We start from the raw sequence: 14,574 nt of genomic DNA on the forward strand, positions 1-14,574 counted from the left end.
TTTAAGCGTTAATTCCGGCTTCACTCGGACGTAGAATAGCAGAACCAATCGCCAGCAGCACCGCGGCCATAAGACCCAAGATGGCAAAGGGCAGCAATAATTCATTCCAGCCTCCACCTGTAGCAGCGATATCGATCGCTTGGATCGCCCATTTTTGCGGTACAAAATTAGCTGCCTTCTGCATATAATCCGGCATAATGGATAACGGCCAGAAACAGCCTCCAAGCATACATGTCGGGGTCAGGATCAGCGAATTAAGCATGCCAGTATTATTGGGATTACGAATCAGACCTGCTACCGTACTGGCTAAGCCCATGGAAACGAGCATAAATGCTGCAAGAACCAAAAAATACAAGTAGAGCGGTAATCCAAAGTCAAACTGCAGTACATAACGGCCCAAAGCAAGTACTACAACAATTTGAATTAACCCAACAATGAAGCTTCCCAGAAAATTACCGAGGGCAATCTCATACGAACGAACCGGGGCACTGAACATACGTTTCATTGTTCGTTCTCTTCGATCATCCATAATAAGCGATACTGAACTTGTAACCAGCCCCATTAAGAACATTAAAGTAAATCCTGTGACGATGCTTAAGCCCTCTTTGGGATATAAATCATAATCTGTTCTTATACTGCCTACACTATGTTGCTCAGCTCTTTGCATTACGGCAGCAAACTGTGAGTCCGAGTCCGTAGCCTCAGTCCGAGCTGCTCCAATTAGTCCAGCAGTGTTTCGCATTTCATCAGCAATTACACTGGTTTTCATTTTTACCATAATGGATGTTTCAGTAGCCTTAAGCTCATACACACTAATTTGTGGCTCTTCTCCAGCAAGCAGTGCGGAGGTGAAGTTTTGCGGTATCAAAATACCGGCTTCTCCGTTCTGATCGATAATACTCTCCCTCAAATCAGCCTCATCTGTCTTCTCTACCAGCTTATAATCACCGGTATTCTCCAGCTCGGTAAGCAAATGTTTGCCCGCTGCACCATCGTCCATATTCGAATATAAAATAGTAGCCGGTCTCTCACCCATACTTCCACTAATTGCTACTACCCCGGCCACGACAAGACATGGCAGAAGAATATACGAAAGCAGCCCATTCCGAGAACCAATCGTTCTTTTCACCATATTCCAAGCAATCGTTAAGATCTTATCCATGGTAACCTACCTTCCGGTACGAGATAACCGCTGCACTGAATAGAACCAGACAGATGATCGACAAGACCAGCAGATTCGGCAAAATCTCTGAGACCTCTGCATGCAGCATCATTTTTAGAACAGCTTGTAGTACCCAGTGATTCAGGGTAAATGCCCCGACCGAGTTCACCCATGATTCCGGAAGTGGAGCCATCCCTCCACTAATGAAGGTCATGACCACAGTGATAACATTAACAATACTTCCTGCACTTGCTTTAGTTTTGCTAAACATTGAAATAACAATCGATAACGTCATGGAAGCTATGATCATTAAGAGACAGAAGAGCAGCAGCAAGCCCGGACGATTGCCCCAATTTACGCCAAACAACAAGTGAGTCAGGATAATAATCGCTGCGCACTGCACTACACTTACAACCCCTACGCCTAGCATTTTACCAATAAACAGCTCAGAACCTTTTACCGGCATTGAGGTTATTCGGAAGAGGGTGTGATTTTCTTTTTCATTAAAAAGAGAGCTGCTGACGGTCAAACCGCTATATAGCAGAAACATCAGCATCATGGATACCGCATAGAATTGGGAGGCTGTATAGGATCGGCCACCTTCACTGAGCGCCCCAACCTTAACAGATGGCTGCTCTCCCAAACTTGGTGCAGTAGCGGTCAAAGCTTCTGGACCCAGCGTCATAGCTACGGATTGCTTATAGTTAATATTGTTCAAAAAGTTATCGAATACCGTCCCCGCAACCATGTTATCTGTCCGATCTTTGCCCAGAACAAACTCTAGCTTTGCAGTTTCGCCGCTTTGTACTTTCTTATCGAAGCCTAGGGGAACAATAACCGCATAAGCATATTTCCCGGCGCGCAGGCCACTTTCCGCTGTCTCTCGGCTCCCTACTTTGACCGGAATAATGATATCCTTAAGCTCCGGCGTCTTCAAAAAGCTGTCTATCATCGCCGAGCTTTCATACCCTTCTCCAGAAAGATTAACTACACCAACACGTACAGGGTCAATCTTAGACGCTGCCTTATCACCGATTACACTGGAGAGGGAAGCACCCAGCAGAAAGATCAAAAGCAGCGGTAGCAGAAACATATTAATGATGATTGAGCGTGAAATAAACAGCCTGCGAAGCTCATAAATCATAATTGTCCAAATATTTCTCAAAGCGTTCTCGCCCTCCTTTAATCGCGCAATGTCCGTCCTGTCAAACTAAGGAATAATGTCTCCAGATCCGGCTCCTCAATATTTAAAGAACCAATAACGCCTTCATGTTTAGCAAAAATAAATAAGATATCCTGCAGCTCATCCTGTGAGGAGGGGAGATACATTTCTACCGTTCCCTCTTTACTTTCCACTCTCGTGATCCGCGGGTGTAGACTAAGCTCATTGATTAGCTCCGGGGTGATGTTCGTTGCTTTGACCACTATTTTTTCTTCTTGAGAAACCCGTTCCCGCAGCTCCTTTTCCGTGCCACAAGCAATGATATGTCCCTTATCCATAATCGCTACCCGATCACAAATGGCTGCAACCTCTTCCATATAATGACTAGTGTAGATGACGGTTGAGCCAAGCCGATTCAGCTCTTTGACCGACTCAAGGATATGATTACGAGACTGCGGATCAATTCCTACGGTCGGCTCATCCATAATAATCAGCTTTGGATGATGCATGATGGCACAAGCGATATTCAAACGTCTTTTCATCCCTCCGGAGAAGGTGGCTGGTTTTTCTTTGGCCCGGTCACTAAGTCCTGTGAAAGCAAGAGCTTCCGCCACCCGCTCTTTCAGCAATTTTCCCCGCAAGCCATACAATCTTCCGAAAAAAGTTACATTTTCAGCTGCTGTCATTGTATTGTACAAAGCCAAATCCTGCGGAACTAAGCCGATCTTTTTCTTAACCTCCAGTGCATTCGAAGAGACTGATAACCCATCAATAACAATGTCTCCACTATCAATCTTTAGCAGGCCGCAAATCATACTTATAGTTGTACTTTTACCTGCCCCGTTCGGGCCTAGCAGGCCAAAGATCTCTCCTGCTTGAATCGTAACATTCACATGATCTACCGTTAATTTGTTCTCATACCGTTTCACCACATCGGTCAACACCGCGATTGCCATCTCTTATCTCCCCTGTCGTGTGTGCTTCTATATTTTCAATTTTATTCTAGGTTGAATTTTTGCGGATGTACGAAAGGTCATTTTTTGAAGGTGACTAAAGTCATCTCCTGAAGTAGTGGGATAATATGCTAAGATTATTAAAAAACATAAAGGATGACTAAGGCGTGCCCAGAGAGCTAAACTTATTGCGTTACGGACTCATCTTAATCCCTGCGTTTATTACCATTTATGTCTATCAATATAACGATTATGGAATCTTCACGCTGCATATCCTGATGCTTCTATTCCTTGTGGTCATGGTGCCAAAGCTCCCTCGATCCATTCATGCTTTGATTAGTATCATTGAAATCTTGTTCACGGCCTGGTTATGTTATCAATATGGCAGCATGATGATTTTCCCCGCTATATCAGCACTGCTTTATTATTCCAGACTCCAGCCTAAAGCAGTGCCTTACGTGTTCACAGGTGTACATCTGATAGCTTTGAACGTTGCACTCCAGAATTCTCCATCGCTCGTAGTGACTTACATTAACCTTTCATTTCTGCTCACTGCCTACCTAAATAAGCTATTATTGAAAGCTGGCCAGCGGCGCGAAGACACTCTTCTTCTATATGATGAGTTGCGCAAAAAGCATTTCGAGCTTGATGAAGCTCGCAACCGCCTGCTGGAGTTCAGCGCGCAAGTAGAAGAGTCTGCCCAGTCCAAAGAGCGCGTCCGAATCTCACGCCAGCTCCATGACGATATCGGCCACCGGCTAATCCGGATTAAAATGATGATGGAGGCCGCCCTCCAGACCTTGCCCACCTCTCCCGAGAGCGGAATGCAAATGATGGAACTGATTCGTGACCAGCTGTCGGCTAGCATGGACGATATGCGGTCCGCAGTTAAACGTATCAACTATACCCCGAAGCTTGAGGGAGCTTATGCGTTAGACCGGCTGCTCGAAGAGATTGGGCGTGAGACGGGGACCGAGACCTCATACCAAGTTCAGGGCATACCTTATCCGCTCTATCCTAGTATCCAAGTGATCCTGTACAAAAACGCCCGTGAGGCTATAACCAACGCCTTGCGGCATGGAAAAGCAACGTCCATCCGGATCAAAATTGACTACGCGCAAGCAGGAATCACTATGGAGGTTAGCAACAATGGATCACTTCCAGAAGAAGAGAAGCTCCGCAAATTATTGGGGAGTGGTGGGGACGGGATGAAAGGCATGTACGAGCGCACTCATCTGATCGGCGGAACACTCGAACTAAGGCAGGAGCCACATTTTACAGTCATTACGCGGCTGCCCATTTATAAGCAAGATGAGATTGTATAACGAAAGGAGCCATGCTAATGATTAAAGTGTTAATTGTTGATGACGACCCCTTTATTCGCCAAAGTCTGCAAGTATTGCTAGGGATGGACCCAGATATTGAAGTTGTTGGAGCAGCTTGTGAAGGTAACGAAGCCTTGGAATTACTTCAAGAAGGATTAATGGCCGATGTGGCTCTGATGGATATCCGCATGCCCGGCTGCGGTGGCGTTGAAGGAACGGAGAAGATTAAGCAGGCTTTTCCGCAAATTGCGATATTGATGCTGACCACCTTCGACGACGATGAATATATCATTGAGGCACTACGTAACGGAGCTAGTGGATATTTGCTCAAAAACATACCGCCAGACCGGATCATCCAGGGCATTAAAACGGTTTTTGAAGGGAACATGCTTATCCACCCTGATATCGCCCGCAAGCTTGCAACCTTTCTGCAGCCTACGGCACGGCAAGAATTGCCACAGGTACAGCCACTGGAATCCTTCGGATTGACCAAAACAGAGCTGGCTGTAGTCGCTTCTATCGCTGAGGGGCATAGCAACAAAGAAATCGCCGGACAGCTTTTTTTAAGCGAGGGCACCGTCAAAAATTACATAACGGATATATTAAGCAAATTAGAGCTCCGCGATCGTACGCAAATCGCAATTTTTTATTTGAAGAATAGGCAAGGTTGAACTAGTAACATATAGCATATGAATAGTCCACTGCCAAAGTTAGTTTTTCTTACGGACTCCAGTGACGCGCTGCTCCTTGGACGCGGGTTCGGACTCCAGCGACGCTATTTACAATTTTATCGGCGTTTGAGCAGAGTTTCGGACCCCAGCGACGTTATTCCTCAGAAAGAGGCTCATTTGGGGTATTTTTGATGCCAATAGCGGCTTTGGGGTCCGTTACCATTCTAAAAAAGCCAAAATGCTGCGATTAGGGTCAACTGGGTCCGATAGCAACTTCTCGCACGCGAAATTACCATCTAATCAAAAACAAAGATACCCCATTCACCATTTCATGGCTTATGGGGCATCTTCTAGTTATCCTTCCGCTGATTCCTGCTTGGCTTCAGTGGTTTTTTTTCGTTTAAGTTGGCCGTCCGGAAAGTTCCGACTGCGTATGCCTGTCTTCATCCCGATGATGCTGTAGATGCTGGAAGGCTTCGCCTCAGCGGTAATCATCCCATCTGTCTCCGGCACCAAAATAATACCGAGCTGATGGTGATCCCCATCATAGATCGGGCTTTGAAGGTATTTGCTCTCCCCTTCACGGTTCAGCACCTCCAGCTTGCAGAACGCTGGATTCATGCGCAGCGCCTCATGTAGCTGCGCCGCATCGGTCAACAGGACCCCGTTGACCTTCAGTAAGATCTCGCCGGGCAGGATGCCCAGCTCTTGACCGGGACTGCCCGGCAGCACGGCCAGCACTTTGCGGCCGCGCGGTGGATGCACGAAGATGGGGCTGATGCTGCGCTCTTCCAGAGCGCTGTACCAGCTTAACCCTTCGTGCAGCACAATAGCTGCGAGCGCCGCGACCAGAGTCAGCGGGCTCCACCAAGCGGCAAGCAGGCTTAAGCCGAGCAGGACGATGCTGTAGATCAGCAGCCGTCCTGCAGTGCGGGCCGCCTTGCGCCCGGGCAGCATGCCCTGCGTCATCTCGCTGAAGCCGATGATGACGGGCAAAGAGACGATGCCAAGGCTGCCGCCGAGCAGCGAGTGCCATGGCAAATCCGTTCCTGCTCCCGATGGGAGCAGCAGGAACAGCGGCAGCGGCCAGAAGGCCTGCAGCTGATAGCCGCCGACGACCATGCCGCGCTTTCCCTTCAGGAAGAGCGGCGTTGCAAGCTTGGCCCCTTGTCTGCGGGCCAGCAGTGCCTCCGCCATGTGCAGCAGCGCAGCTAACACTAGCAAAGCAGGAATATCCATCTCCCGTATGGCGGTGGTAATATTCCCTACCGTTCCACTATCTAAAGCATCTGGAAAGAAAGAAATTACAAACTGAATGATACCTAACAAGCCTATAGAATACGCAAAGCACAAATACCGTACACGCAATAGCGACAACACGAGACTAACTACCCAAATGCAGGCTACAGCGGTACCTGATAATGATATTCCTAGCAGAACGGCTGCTATAGAGACGACCAAACCCATGACTAGACCACTCCATACCGTCCGCCACGTTTCCTGACCCCAGCTATGTAATTTCACATGTATCAGCTTTCGTTCTAATGCCACCTGCCTACGGTAATATAACGCAATAAATATAATAGCAATGTAGTAATACGGCTGGATCAATAAGTGTAAGAACGCAGTGCCCAAGCTTCCTAACAGTTCCTGAATCACATTCAAACTGTTCGTCACACTCCTTTTCGTCCGATGACTGATTTGTATATATTCTAATTCCTCTACGTCGGTTGGCATTTTCTTATCTAAAAGAAAAAAAGAAGGCTGAATTCAGCCTTCTTACTTTTTCGACGCTGCCGCCTTAATTTCCTTCTGAATCTCAGCAATCCCTTTATTCCGTTGGTTGTCGTGAACAGGGTCTTGAATGACCTTGATCAGCGCCGCTTCCAGCGCCTCGGCTGTCTTGGCGTCAATTATGCCTGTGACTTGAAGCTTTGCTGTACTTTGGAACTTCTTCACTGCGTCCTTAGTGCCAGCATCGAAATAGCCATCTTTACGTCCAGGCTTATAACCCAAACCGTCCAGCATCGTCTGTGCACTCTTCACATCAGCGTTGTTCATATTATATTGCAGCGCCACGCTCTTGTTAATTGGAGCCACCGAGAAGTAATCCGGCTGCGCTACCGCGATATCCGGTTTAATGCCCTTACCGTGAATCCATGTGCCGTCTGGCGTAAGCCATTTGGCAATGGTAACTTTCAGCAAGCTGCCGTCTCCAAGCTGTTTGTCAAAGCTCGTCTGCACGGTACCTTTACCGAAAGAATTGTCACCGATCAGCTTAGCTCCTGCCGACTGCTGCAAAGCACCCGCCAATATTTCCGAAGCACTTGCGCTACCTTTATTCATCAGCACGACCACTGGATAAGCTTTACTCGATCCTTTTGAGGTACTAACTTCGCGTTTTTTGTCTTTATATTCTATTTGCACTATAGATTTGCCAGCTGGAACGAATTGCTCTGCCATTTCAATAACAATCGGAAGAACACCACCTGGATCATTACGGACGTCAATAACAAGTCCCTTCATGCCTTGCTTCTCCAGCTTCTCCAGCTCTTCCTTGAATCGTTCTGCGGTATTCAGGGAGAACTGCGTAACCTCGATTACACCCACATTGTCCTTTTCCATGGTAGCGTAGACTGTTTCAAGCTTCACATCATCCCGGGTAAGAACAAATTCGAGTGGCTCTACAGAGCCGGAACGTTGTATTTTCAAAGTGGCCTCACTGCCCTTAGGACCGCGAATCTTGGCAACAGCTGCATTCAGCTCCATGCCTTCCAGCGATTCACCGTTAACGGACAGAATAACATCTTTGGCCTGAATCCCAGCTTTCTCAGCAGGTGAGCCCTTGATCGGAGAGACCACGACTACCTTGCCATTATCCGAAGAGACCTCCGCACCGATACCTGAAAAGGAACCCTCAATGCTTTCTTCGAATTTCTCAGCTGTTTCTTTGCCCATATAGTTGGAATAAGGATCGCCCAGCGCTTCCATCATACCGTTGACAGCACCGTCTATCAGCTTCTCCCGATCTACTGTCTCGTAGTAATTGCTCTCAATCAGACTGAGAGCCGTTCCAAGCTTCTGGGATTCCTTCTGCTGAAGGCCAGTAACCTGCAATGCCGAGGCCAGTCCTTCTCCTGCAGCTTGTCCAATAACATGACTATAACCCGTCACGCCCAAGGTCACCAGACTACCGCATAGCAGGGCGGCGATAATCATAAACGCCGCTGTGCTTTTTTTTAACATGATGTTCCCACCGTCCCTTCTTGTCCATCTCGCAAACAACTCCATAAGTCCGTCCTGAAAGGTACGGTATCTCTTCCAGTATATGCCGTACGCTCAAATAATATGAGTTATAAGTTCTTAAAAATTAGAGATAAGGCATCGGATTTACTGTCTTGCCGTCGATCCGAACTTCAAAATGGAGATGGGGGCCCGTCGAATTACCTGTAGAACCGGATTCAGCAATCACATCCCCACGATTGACTCTATCCCCAGGACTAACCTTGATACCACCTTTACGGATATGTCCGTAGAGGGTCCAAACTCCGCCGCCATGATCAATAATTACACAATATCCATAACCGCTATACCATTCAGCTACGATTACCGTTCCCGAATCAGCCGCATGAATATTGGTTCCTTGTGGAACTGCAAAGTCTACCCCGGTGTGTACTTTCCCCTTCTCCCCCGTAATAGGGTGTGTCCGTGGTCCGTAAGAGGAAGAGATTCTTGCCGAGCCTACAGGGAGCAGGAAGGGTCCATCTCCACCAGCATACGCAGTTGAGGAGCTGGAGCTTGAACTGCTGCTTGCCTTGCTGGCTGCGGCTTTCTTGGCAGCTGCTGCTGCCCGGCGTGCCGCTTCTGCTTTGGCGGCTGCTGCTTTGCGCGCTGCTTCCTCAGCTTTAATCTTATCCTTTTGGGTTTCCAAAGCAGAACGTTCGCTTGCCAGCTTAACCAGCTTCTCATTCTGCTCTTCACTTAGATCATCGCTTTCTTGAATCTGCTTATCATAAAATGCGATAAGCTCCTGCTTCTCCGCTTCCTTCTCTTTCAGCAGGCTTCTCTGATTTTCCAAGGAGGTGTATAACTGCTTGGCTTGAGCATATTGCCCCTCAAGCTCCTGCTTTTTCTCTACAACTGTCTGCTTGTCCAGCTTGTGTTGGACTAACAGCTCCTGATCCTGATCCACAATCATCTTAAGCGAATCGGTGCGGCCCAGAAAATCAGAGAAGCTTGTCGATGAGAGCAAAACATCTAGGTAAGATACCGCTCCATCCGTGTACATCAACCGGACACGGGATCCTAAGAGTTCTTCTCTTGAGGCCACTCGTGCCTCTGCTTCATCCAATTCCGTTGCTGTAACATTAAGAGATTCTTCTGTATCGGAAATTTTGTTAGAGATTTCGGTCATTTTGCCTTTAACTTGATCCACTTGCTGCAATACATATTGTAAATTGATATTTGTCTTATTCTTATAGTGCTGCGCTTCCTGCGTTTGGGACTCCGCTTTCTCTTGCTGCGCCTTAGCTTCCTGCACCTCTTGTTGCAGCTGCTTTAATTGCTTATCGATTTCGGCAACACTTGTTTTTTTGGCATATCCATCAGAGGGTTGGAATATAGTGACAGCTAGTAACATTACGGCTAGTCCGGCGGCAATCTTCTTCAACTCGCACTCCCCATCCTTCACTCTTAAATTAAACTTTCAAAAACTTACGAATAGAAACCGTACTTCCCCAGACGCCGATCAACACACCTAGTCCAACTAACAGACCTACGAGCAGCAGCCAAATATCACTGAAAGGGATCAGCTGCAATCCGAGCATTGGATCTCCCTGTATCGAAGATTCCAAACCCTTGTAGCCGGCATATAAAACACCCGAAGTAATCAATGATCCAATGAGTCCAATTAATGCCCCTTCTATAAAGAAAGGCCAACGAATAAAATAATTTGTCGCGCCTACCAGCTTCATAATCCCAATCTCTTTACGCCGGGCAAGAATCGTTACCCGAATAGTATTGGAGATGAGGAACATAGACATAAGTGCCAGCCCCGCTACAAAAATAAAGCCAATGTTGCGTACGGCACGCGTGATTTTAAACAATGTTTCTATCGAGCCTTTGCCATATTTCACTTTGTAGATAGGCTGTTCGGTATGTGTCTTGTTAAGGGCTTGAATCTTCTCAGCCACAAAAGCAACGGTAGTAGGTTCAATAACTTCTACCTGAAGGGTATCTGGAAGCGGGTTATTGTCTTCATCGAACCCTTCCAGAAGCTCTGCTGCCTCCTCGCCCATATCTGCGCGGAGATCTTTAAGTCCCTGTTCCTTGGAGATGAACGTAATCTTGCTGATCTCCGGCATATTGCCAATTTCAGTCTGCAGGGTCTCACGCATCTTCTGATCTGTATTCAAAGCTAGATGCACTTTGATCTGTACCTGACTGTCTGCCTCATCAGCTACAGAATTTACGTTAAGAACAAGAAGAATAAATACACCTAGAACAAAAAGAGAAACAACAATCGAAGTGATTGAGGCGATCGACATCCAGCCATTACGGAATACGCTTTTGAAGCCTTCCCGCACATGTCGCAAGAAGGTTTTAAAACTCATAACCATATTCCCCTCTCGCTTGGTCTCTGACAATGTTTCCATTCTCAATCGCAAGCACCCTTTTGCGCATTTTGTTCACAATATCTCTGTTATGGGTAGCCATTACAATCGTTGTTCCACGAAAATTAATCTCGTCAAGCAGCTGCATAATGCCCCATGAAGTCTCGGGGTCTAAGTTACCTGTAGGCTCGTCCGCAATAATAACAGAAGGATTGTTGACGATAGCCCGTGCAATAGCGATCCGTTGCTGCTCACCACCAGAAAGCTGTGAGGGCTCACGATTCGCTTTACTTCTCAGCCCAACCAAATCAAGAACCTCATTCACACGTTTCTTGATGACTTTTTTCGGCGCTTCAATAACTTCCATAGCAAAAGCTACATTCTCGTATGCCGTCATTCTGGGCAAAAGCCGAAAATCTTGAAATACAACGCCGATATTACGGCGGACATAAGGGATTTTGCGTGGTTTTAGCTTTCCTATATTGAAACCTCCCACCGAAATCTGTCCTTTGGTAGGCACTTCTTCTCTATAAATCAATTTCATAAAAGTAGATTTACCCGCGCCGGAAGGGCCGACAACGTACACGAATTCATTGCGGTCGATTTTCACTGAAACTCCTTGCAGTGCGTGAGTTCCGTTAGGGTACGTTTTCCATACATCTTGCATTTCAATCATTTTCTCACTTCCCAATTATGACATTTTCCACTTGTGCGAATCGACATTGTCCACCTCAAGTTTCCATAAACTTCAATATTTCCGCAATGTATCTATTGTAACAAATCTGTAACTGATTGAGTACCCCGTAACTGCACGACTATTCGAAAGTTTTGTAGTGACTGGACATATACATATAAAAAAGCACCTAGCGGTGCCTGTTATCAGATGTCCTAACTCCCTTTATTAGAGACTACTTATTTCTTACTAATTTATTATCGGTATCCCACGAAGTGTTCTTTAAGTTCTGTTACAGGGCCGCGCCTGCTTAGCGCAATCCAAATCCCCAAAAGGAGATTAATCATGAAAAAAATCCATGCTGCCCTCATAGTGGTCATCGCACTCGTCCTTATCGGCTCCTGTATTTACGGAGGGCTTCATCTATATGGCAGCAAAACCACGCTTCCAAAGGGTACAACCCTTGCCGGCTGGCAGGTCGGAGGCATGACTCTCACCGAGGTCCGCTCCCAGCTGGATAAACGGCTGCATGCCCTCGAAACCGTCCCTCTAGTGCTAAAAGTGGAAGGCAATGCAGATCTCTCCCTAACCCTTAATAAGACTGGGTTGAGCTATGAAGCCTTTGCTTTTCAGCAGGGCTTAAAAGAGCTTGCCGAAGGAACGCTTTGGGAGCGGGTAAAGGCACGCTATAACTTCCCTAAGTTGTGGAAGCTTGAAACCCATCTGGAAATCGCACAATTTCAAAAGATTCTAAGTCCCAGTTGGGAGAAGGAGTCCTTTGGTGAACCAGTGGACGCTACGCGACGAATTACAGGCGATGACCGAATCGTATATACTTCTGAGAAAACTTCCCTGGAGGTTGATTGGACAGCTCTGGAGACTTCCTTAGGAGCAGCTGCCCCCACCAGCTTTAATCATCTGAATGCCCTGCTGGAGAAGGGAATCACGATGGAGGTCCCTTTGTTAATCCTGCAGCCTGACATAACTTTAAAGAAATTAAAGGAACAAGGTATCGAGCGAAAAGTAATGCAGTTCAGCACCTCTCTAGGTGCAAGTGGACCTGGACGAAGCTACAACGTGGAAGCCGCTGCCAAAGCTGTGGATGGAACCATTCTCCCGCCTGGAGCCGTCTTTGATTATGGAAAAGCTATAGAAAAAGCAAAGGTGAATTACGGCTTCCGTGAAGCGCCGGTGATTGTGAACGGCAAGCTGCAAGCAGGTGTTGGTGGAGGGATCTGCCAAGTGTCGAGCACTCTTTACAATGCCGCACTGCGTATAGGGCTAGAAATTGTGGAACGCCGTAATCATTCCTTGCCCGTCAACTACTTGCCCAAAGGTCAGGACGCAACATTCGCTGAAGGTTATATCAACTTTCGTTTTCGCAATACGACTGGCAAATATCTCATAATTAAAGCAGCTGTGCAGGGTAAATCACTGACCATAAAGCTGTTCGGCACGTTTCCGCAAAATGTCACTTACAAAGTTCATTCAAAAACAGTAGAGGTGCTCCCTCCAGTCGATAAATACGTAAACGATTCTTCACTGCCTCGTGGCAGCTCACGCGTTATTCAAAATGGGAAAACCGGATATATTGTTGAAACCTACATTACAAAGTATGTTGACGGTAAATCCACTGAGGTGAATAAACTGTCCCGCGACGTATATTACGCACAAAAACGATTAATCGCCATTAATCGTGGAGGCGTGAGCAAATCCATAATCCCGGATGTCCCCCGAAAGCAGCTGGTGGAGGACGGCGTCCGCAGTGAATAGCTAACAACAAATAACCGGTCAGAGCCCTAAGGTCTGATCGGTTATTTTTTCCAGCCATCTATTTTACCTGTAGCTTACGTTACCCGGCTTTGAAATTTACGATTCAGGGGTACATTAGAAGTAGACCCATAATCAGAAAGGATGAACATCCTATGACAACAGCTCTTGTAAATGATCTTACTGGTATTGTCCGCAGTGCTCCTGCTATTTTTGCCTCACGCACTTGCAGAGAAGCCCTTCGCGTCATGTTTCAGCATCCAGAATCCAAATGTATCGTCGTCTGCAATGCTATGAATGAACCCCTAGGAATGTTGATGAGCGAACGTTTCTTTTTGAAAGCTACAGGAAGATCCGGAGTAGATCTATTCTACAGAGAACCTGCCATGAAGCTTATGAACAAAACCCCGCTCATTCTTGACATTTCCACTCCACTCGATATGGTATTGAGCCTCGCTATGAACCGCCCAGATCCTATGAAAAATGATTGTGTCATTATCACTCGCAAAGGTAAATTCGCTGGTGTTGCATATACCTCTGACCTTATCCGCGCCCAAGCGTAGAACCTCTTTACCTTTCCTCTTCTACCCTAAACCTTCCTCAAAAAAGAATATCCGGTGACGTATCAATTCTCCAGTATCCATTCACCTTTTTCAGCTTCACATACACCGACTCACTGCCTTCCTGCCCGCTCGAATAAGGAACTGTTAAGTCAAATTCAGCGGTTGTTGCAGTTTTGGAGAGCATTCGGGCGGTGGCTTTTTCAAACATCAATGAGTTTCCAAGATCCGCATTCACCTGTGACATTCTACCTTCATGCTCCAAAAATTGAGTCTGCACATAATAAGCTGCTGCATTATGCGTGTAGGCTTTTTTTATGTAATTCATCAGCTTCGCCTTTGTCCCAATATCATTGGAAAGGTAACGGTACTCTTGCGCTTTATACATGAAGGTTTCCATCGGGAAAAAGTTGCCCCCGCGGCTAGTATAGAAATAGATTGCTCTGGCATGTACAACAAGCGGTACAACACTTTTTACCGTCAAATTGTTTATGGTAGCTGGACCTTCTTTTCCTGTGCCAATCACAGCCACATTTTTTATTGCCGAGCTTCCCACTGATGATGAAGCTGCCATAACTCCACTACCTGCTGATAAAAGGCCTAAGGAAAGGGCCAACGAACCAAGCATCCATTTTTTGTTCATCTGAAGTTCCTCCTCTTTCATCTAAAAAATACAGGCGATCGCC

The 14,574-nt window shown here is 46.7% G+C and carries 13 protein-coding genes; 4 read left to right on the forward strand and 9 right to left on the reverse strand.

What is annotated here, in order from left to right; translation table 11 throughout:
• Position 1: 1 nt before the first annotated feature.
• Genes NST25_RS28575 through NST25_RS28585 form a run of 3 tightly spaced genes read right to left on the reverse strand, consistent with a single transcriptional unit; the run spans position 2 to position 3,280 of the window.
• On the reverse strand, positions 2–1,162 hold the full coding sequence (locus NST25_RS28575) for an ABC transporter permease (protein ID WP_340392970.1): 1,161 nt from the start codon (positions 1,160–1,162) through the stop codon (positions 2–4).
• Entirely contained in the window at positions 1,155–2,327 is a 1,173-nt protein-coding gene (locus NST25_RS28580; RefSeq protein ID WP_081387166.1) for an ABC transporter permease, read from the reverse strand. Before NST25_RS28580 ends, NST25_RS28575 begins: the two co-directional genes overlap by 8 nt.
• A gap of 17 nt (positions 2,328–2,344) precedes the next feature.
• Positions 2,345–3,280 carry an ABC transporter ATP-binding protein gene (locus tag NST25_RS28585; RefSeq protein WP_076123817.1) on the reverse strand — a complete coding sequence of 312 codons (936 nt, stop codon included), beginning with the start codon at positions 3,278–3,280 and terminating at the stop codon, positions 2,345–2,347.
• A 164-nt stretch (positions 3,281–3,444) separates the two neighbouring features.
• Here NST25_RS28585 and NST25_RS28590 point away from each other — a divergent pair, with 164 nt between their 5' ends.
• Both NST25_RS28590 and NST25_RS28595 read left to right on the forward strand, forming a co-directional pair.
• The gene (locus tag NST25_RS28590) at positions 3,445–4,602 is read left to right on the forward strand and encodes a sensor histidine kinase (RefSeq protein WP_340392971.1); all 1,158 of its coding nucleotides are present in this window, start codon (positions 3,445–3,447) and stop codon (positions 4,600–4,602) included.
• A 17-nt stretch (positions 4,603–4,619) separates the two neighbouring features.
• A complete protein-coding gene (locus NST25_RS28595) occupies positions 4,620–5,273 on the forward strand; it encodes a response regulator transcription factor (protein WP_076123821.1) in 654 nt (217 codons plus the stop codon).
• Between the two features lie 354 nt (positions 5,274–5,627).
• Here the strand turns inward: NST25_RS28595 and NST25_RS28600 are convergent, their stop codons facing one another.
• From NST25_RS28600 to ftsE, 5 genes are all read right to left on the reverse strand, one after another.
• On the reverse strand, positions 5,628–6,740 hold the full coding sequence (locus NST25_RS28600) for a PDZ domain-containing protein (RefSeq protein ID WP_305953539.1): 1,113 nt from the start codon (positions 6,738–6,740) through the stop codon (positions 5,628–5,630).
• Between the two features lie 312 nt (positions 6,741–7,052).
• Positions 7,053–8,519 (reverse strand): S41 family peptidase, encoded by a 1,467-nt coding sequence (locus NST25_RS28605; protein ID WP_076123824.1) that lies wholly within the window; start codon positions 8,517–8,519, stop codon positions 7,053–7,055.
• A gap of 124 nt (positions 8,520–8,643) precedes the next feature.
• Positions 8,644–9,942, reverse strand: a complete 1,299-nt coding sequence (locus tag NST25_RS28610) for a peptidoglycan DD-metalloendopeptidase family protein (protein WP_076123826.1) — start codon at positions 9,940–9,942, stop codon at positions 8,644–8,646.
• Positions 9,943–9,970: 28 nt separating this feature from the next.
• On the reverse strand, positions 9,971–10,885 hold the full coding sequence (gene ftsX, locus NST25_RS28615; RefSeq protein ID WP_076123828.1) for a permease-like cell division protein FtsX: 915 nt from the start codon (positions 10,883–10,885) through the stop codon (positions 9,971–9,973).
• Entirely contained in the window at positions 10,875–11,561 is a 687-nt protein-coding gene (gene ftsE / locus NST25_RS28620) for a cell division ATP-binding protein FtsE (protein ID WP_036678556.1), read from the reverse strand. Before ftsE ends, ftsX begins: the two co-directional genes overlap by 11 nt.
• Before the next feature lie 342 nt (positions 11,562–11,903).
• On the opposite strand from ftsE, the gene NST25_RS28625 reads away from it, so the two are divergent.
• Together NST25_RS28625 and NST25_RS28630 are read left to right on the forward strand one after the other, a co-directional pair.
• Positions 11,904–13,331, forward strand: a complete 1,428-nt coding sequence (locus NST25_RS28625; protein ID WP_076279160.1) for a VanW family protein — start codon at positions 11,904–11,906, stop codon at positions 13,329–13,331.
• A gap of 152 nt (positions 13,332–13,483) precedes the next feature.
• Entirely contained in the window at positions 13,484–13,891 is a 408-nt protein-coding gene (locus NST25_RS28630) for a CBS domain-containing protein (protein ID WP_076182146.1), read from the forward strand.
• A 37-nt stretch (positions 13,892–13,928) separates the two neighbouring features.
• Here the strand turns inward: NST25_RS28630 and NST25_RS28635 are convergent, their stop codons facing one another.
• A complete protein-coding gene (locus tag NST25_RS28635; protein WP_051491029.1) occupies positions 13,929–14,531 on the reverse strand; it encodes a DL-endopeptidase inhibitor IseA family protein in 603 nt (200 codons plus the stop codon).
• Positions 14,532–14,574 lie beyond the last annotated feature (43 nt).

Source organism: Paenibacillus sp. FSL E2-0190 (genome assembly GCF_037992965.1).
Lineage (GTDB): Bacteria > Bacillota > Bacilli > Paenibacillales > Paenibacillaceae > Paenibacillus_AQ > Paenibacillus_AQ odorifer.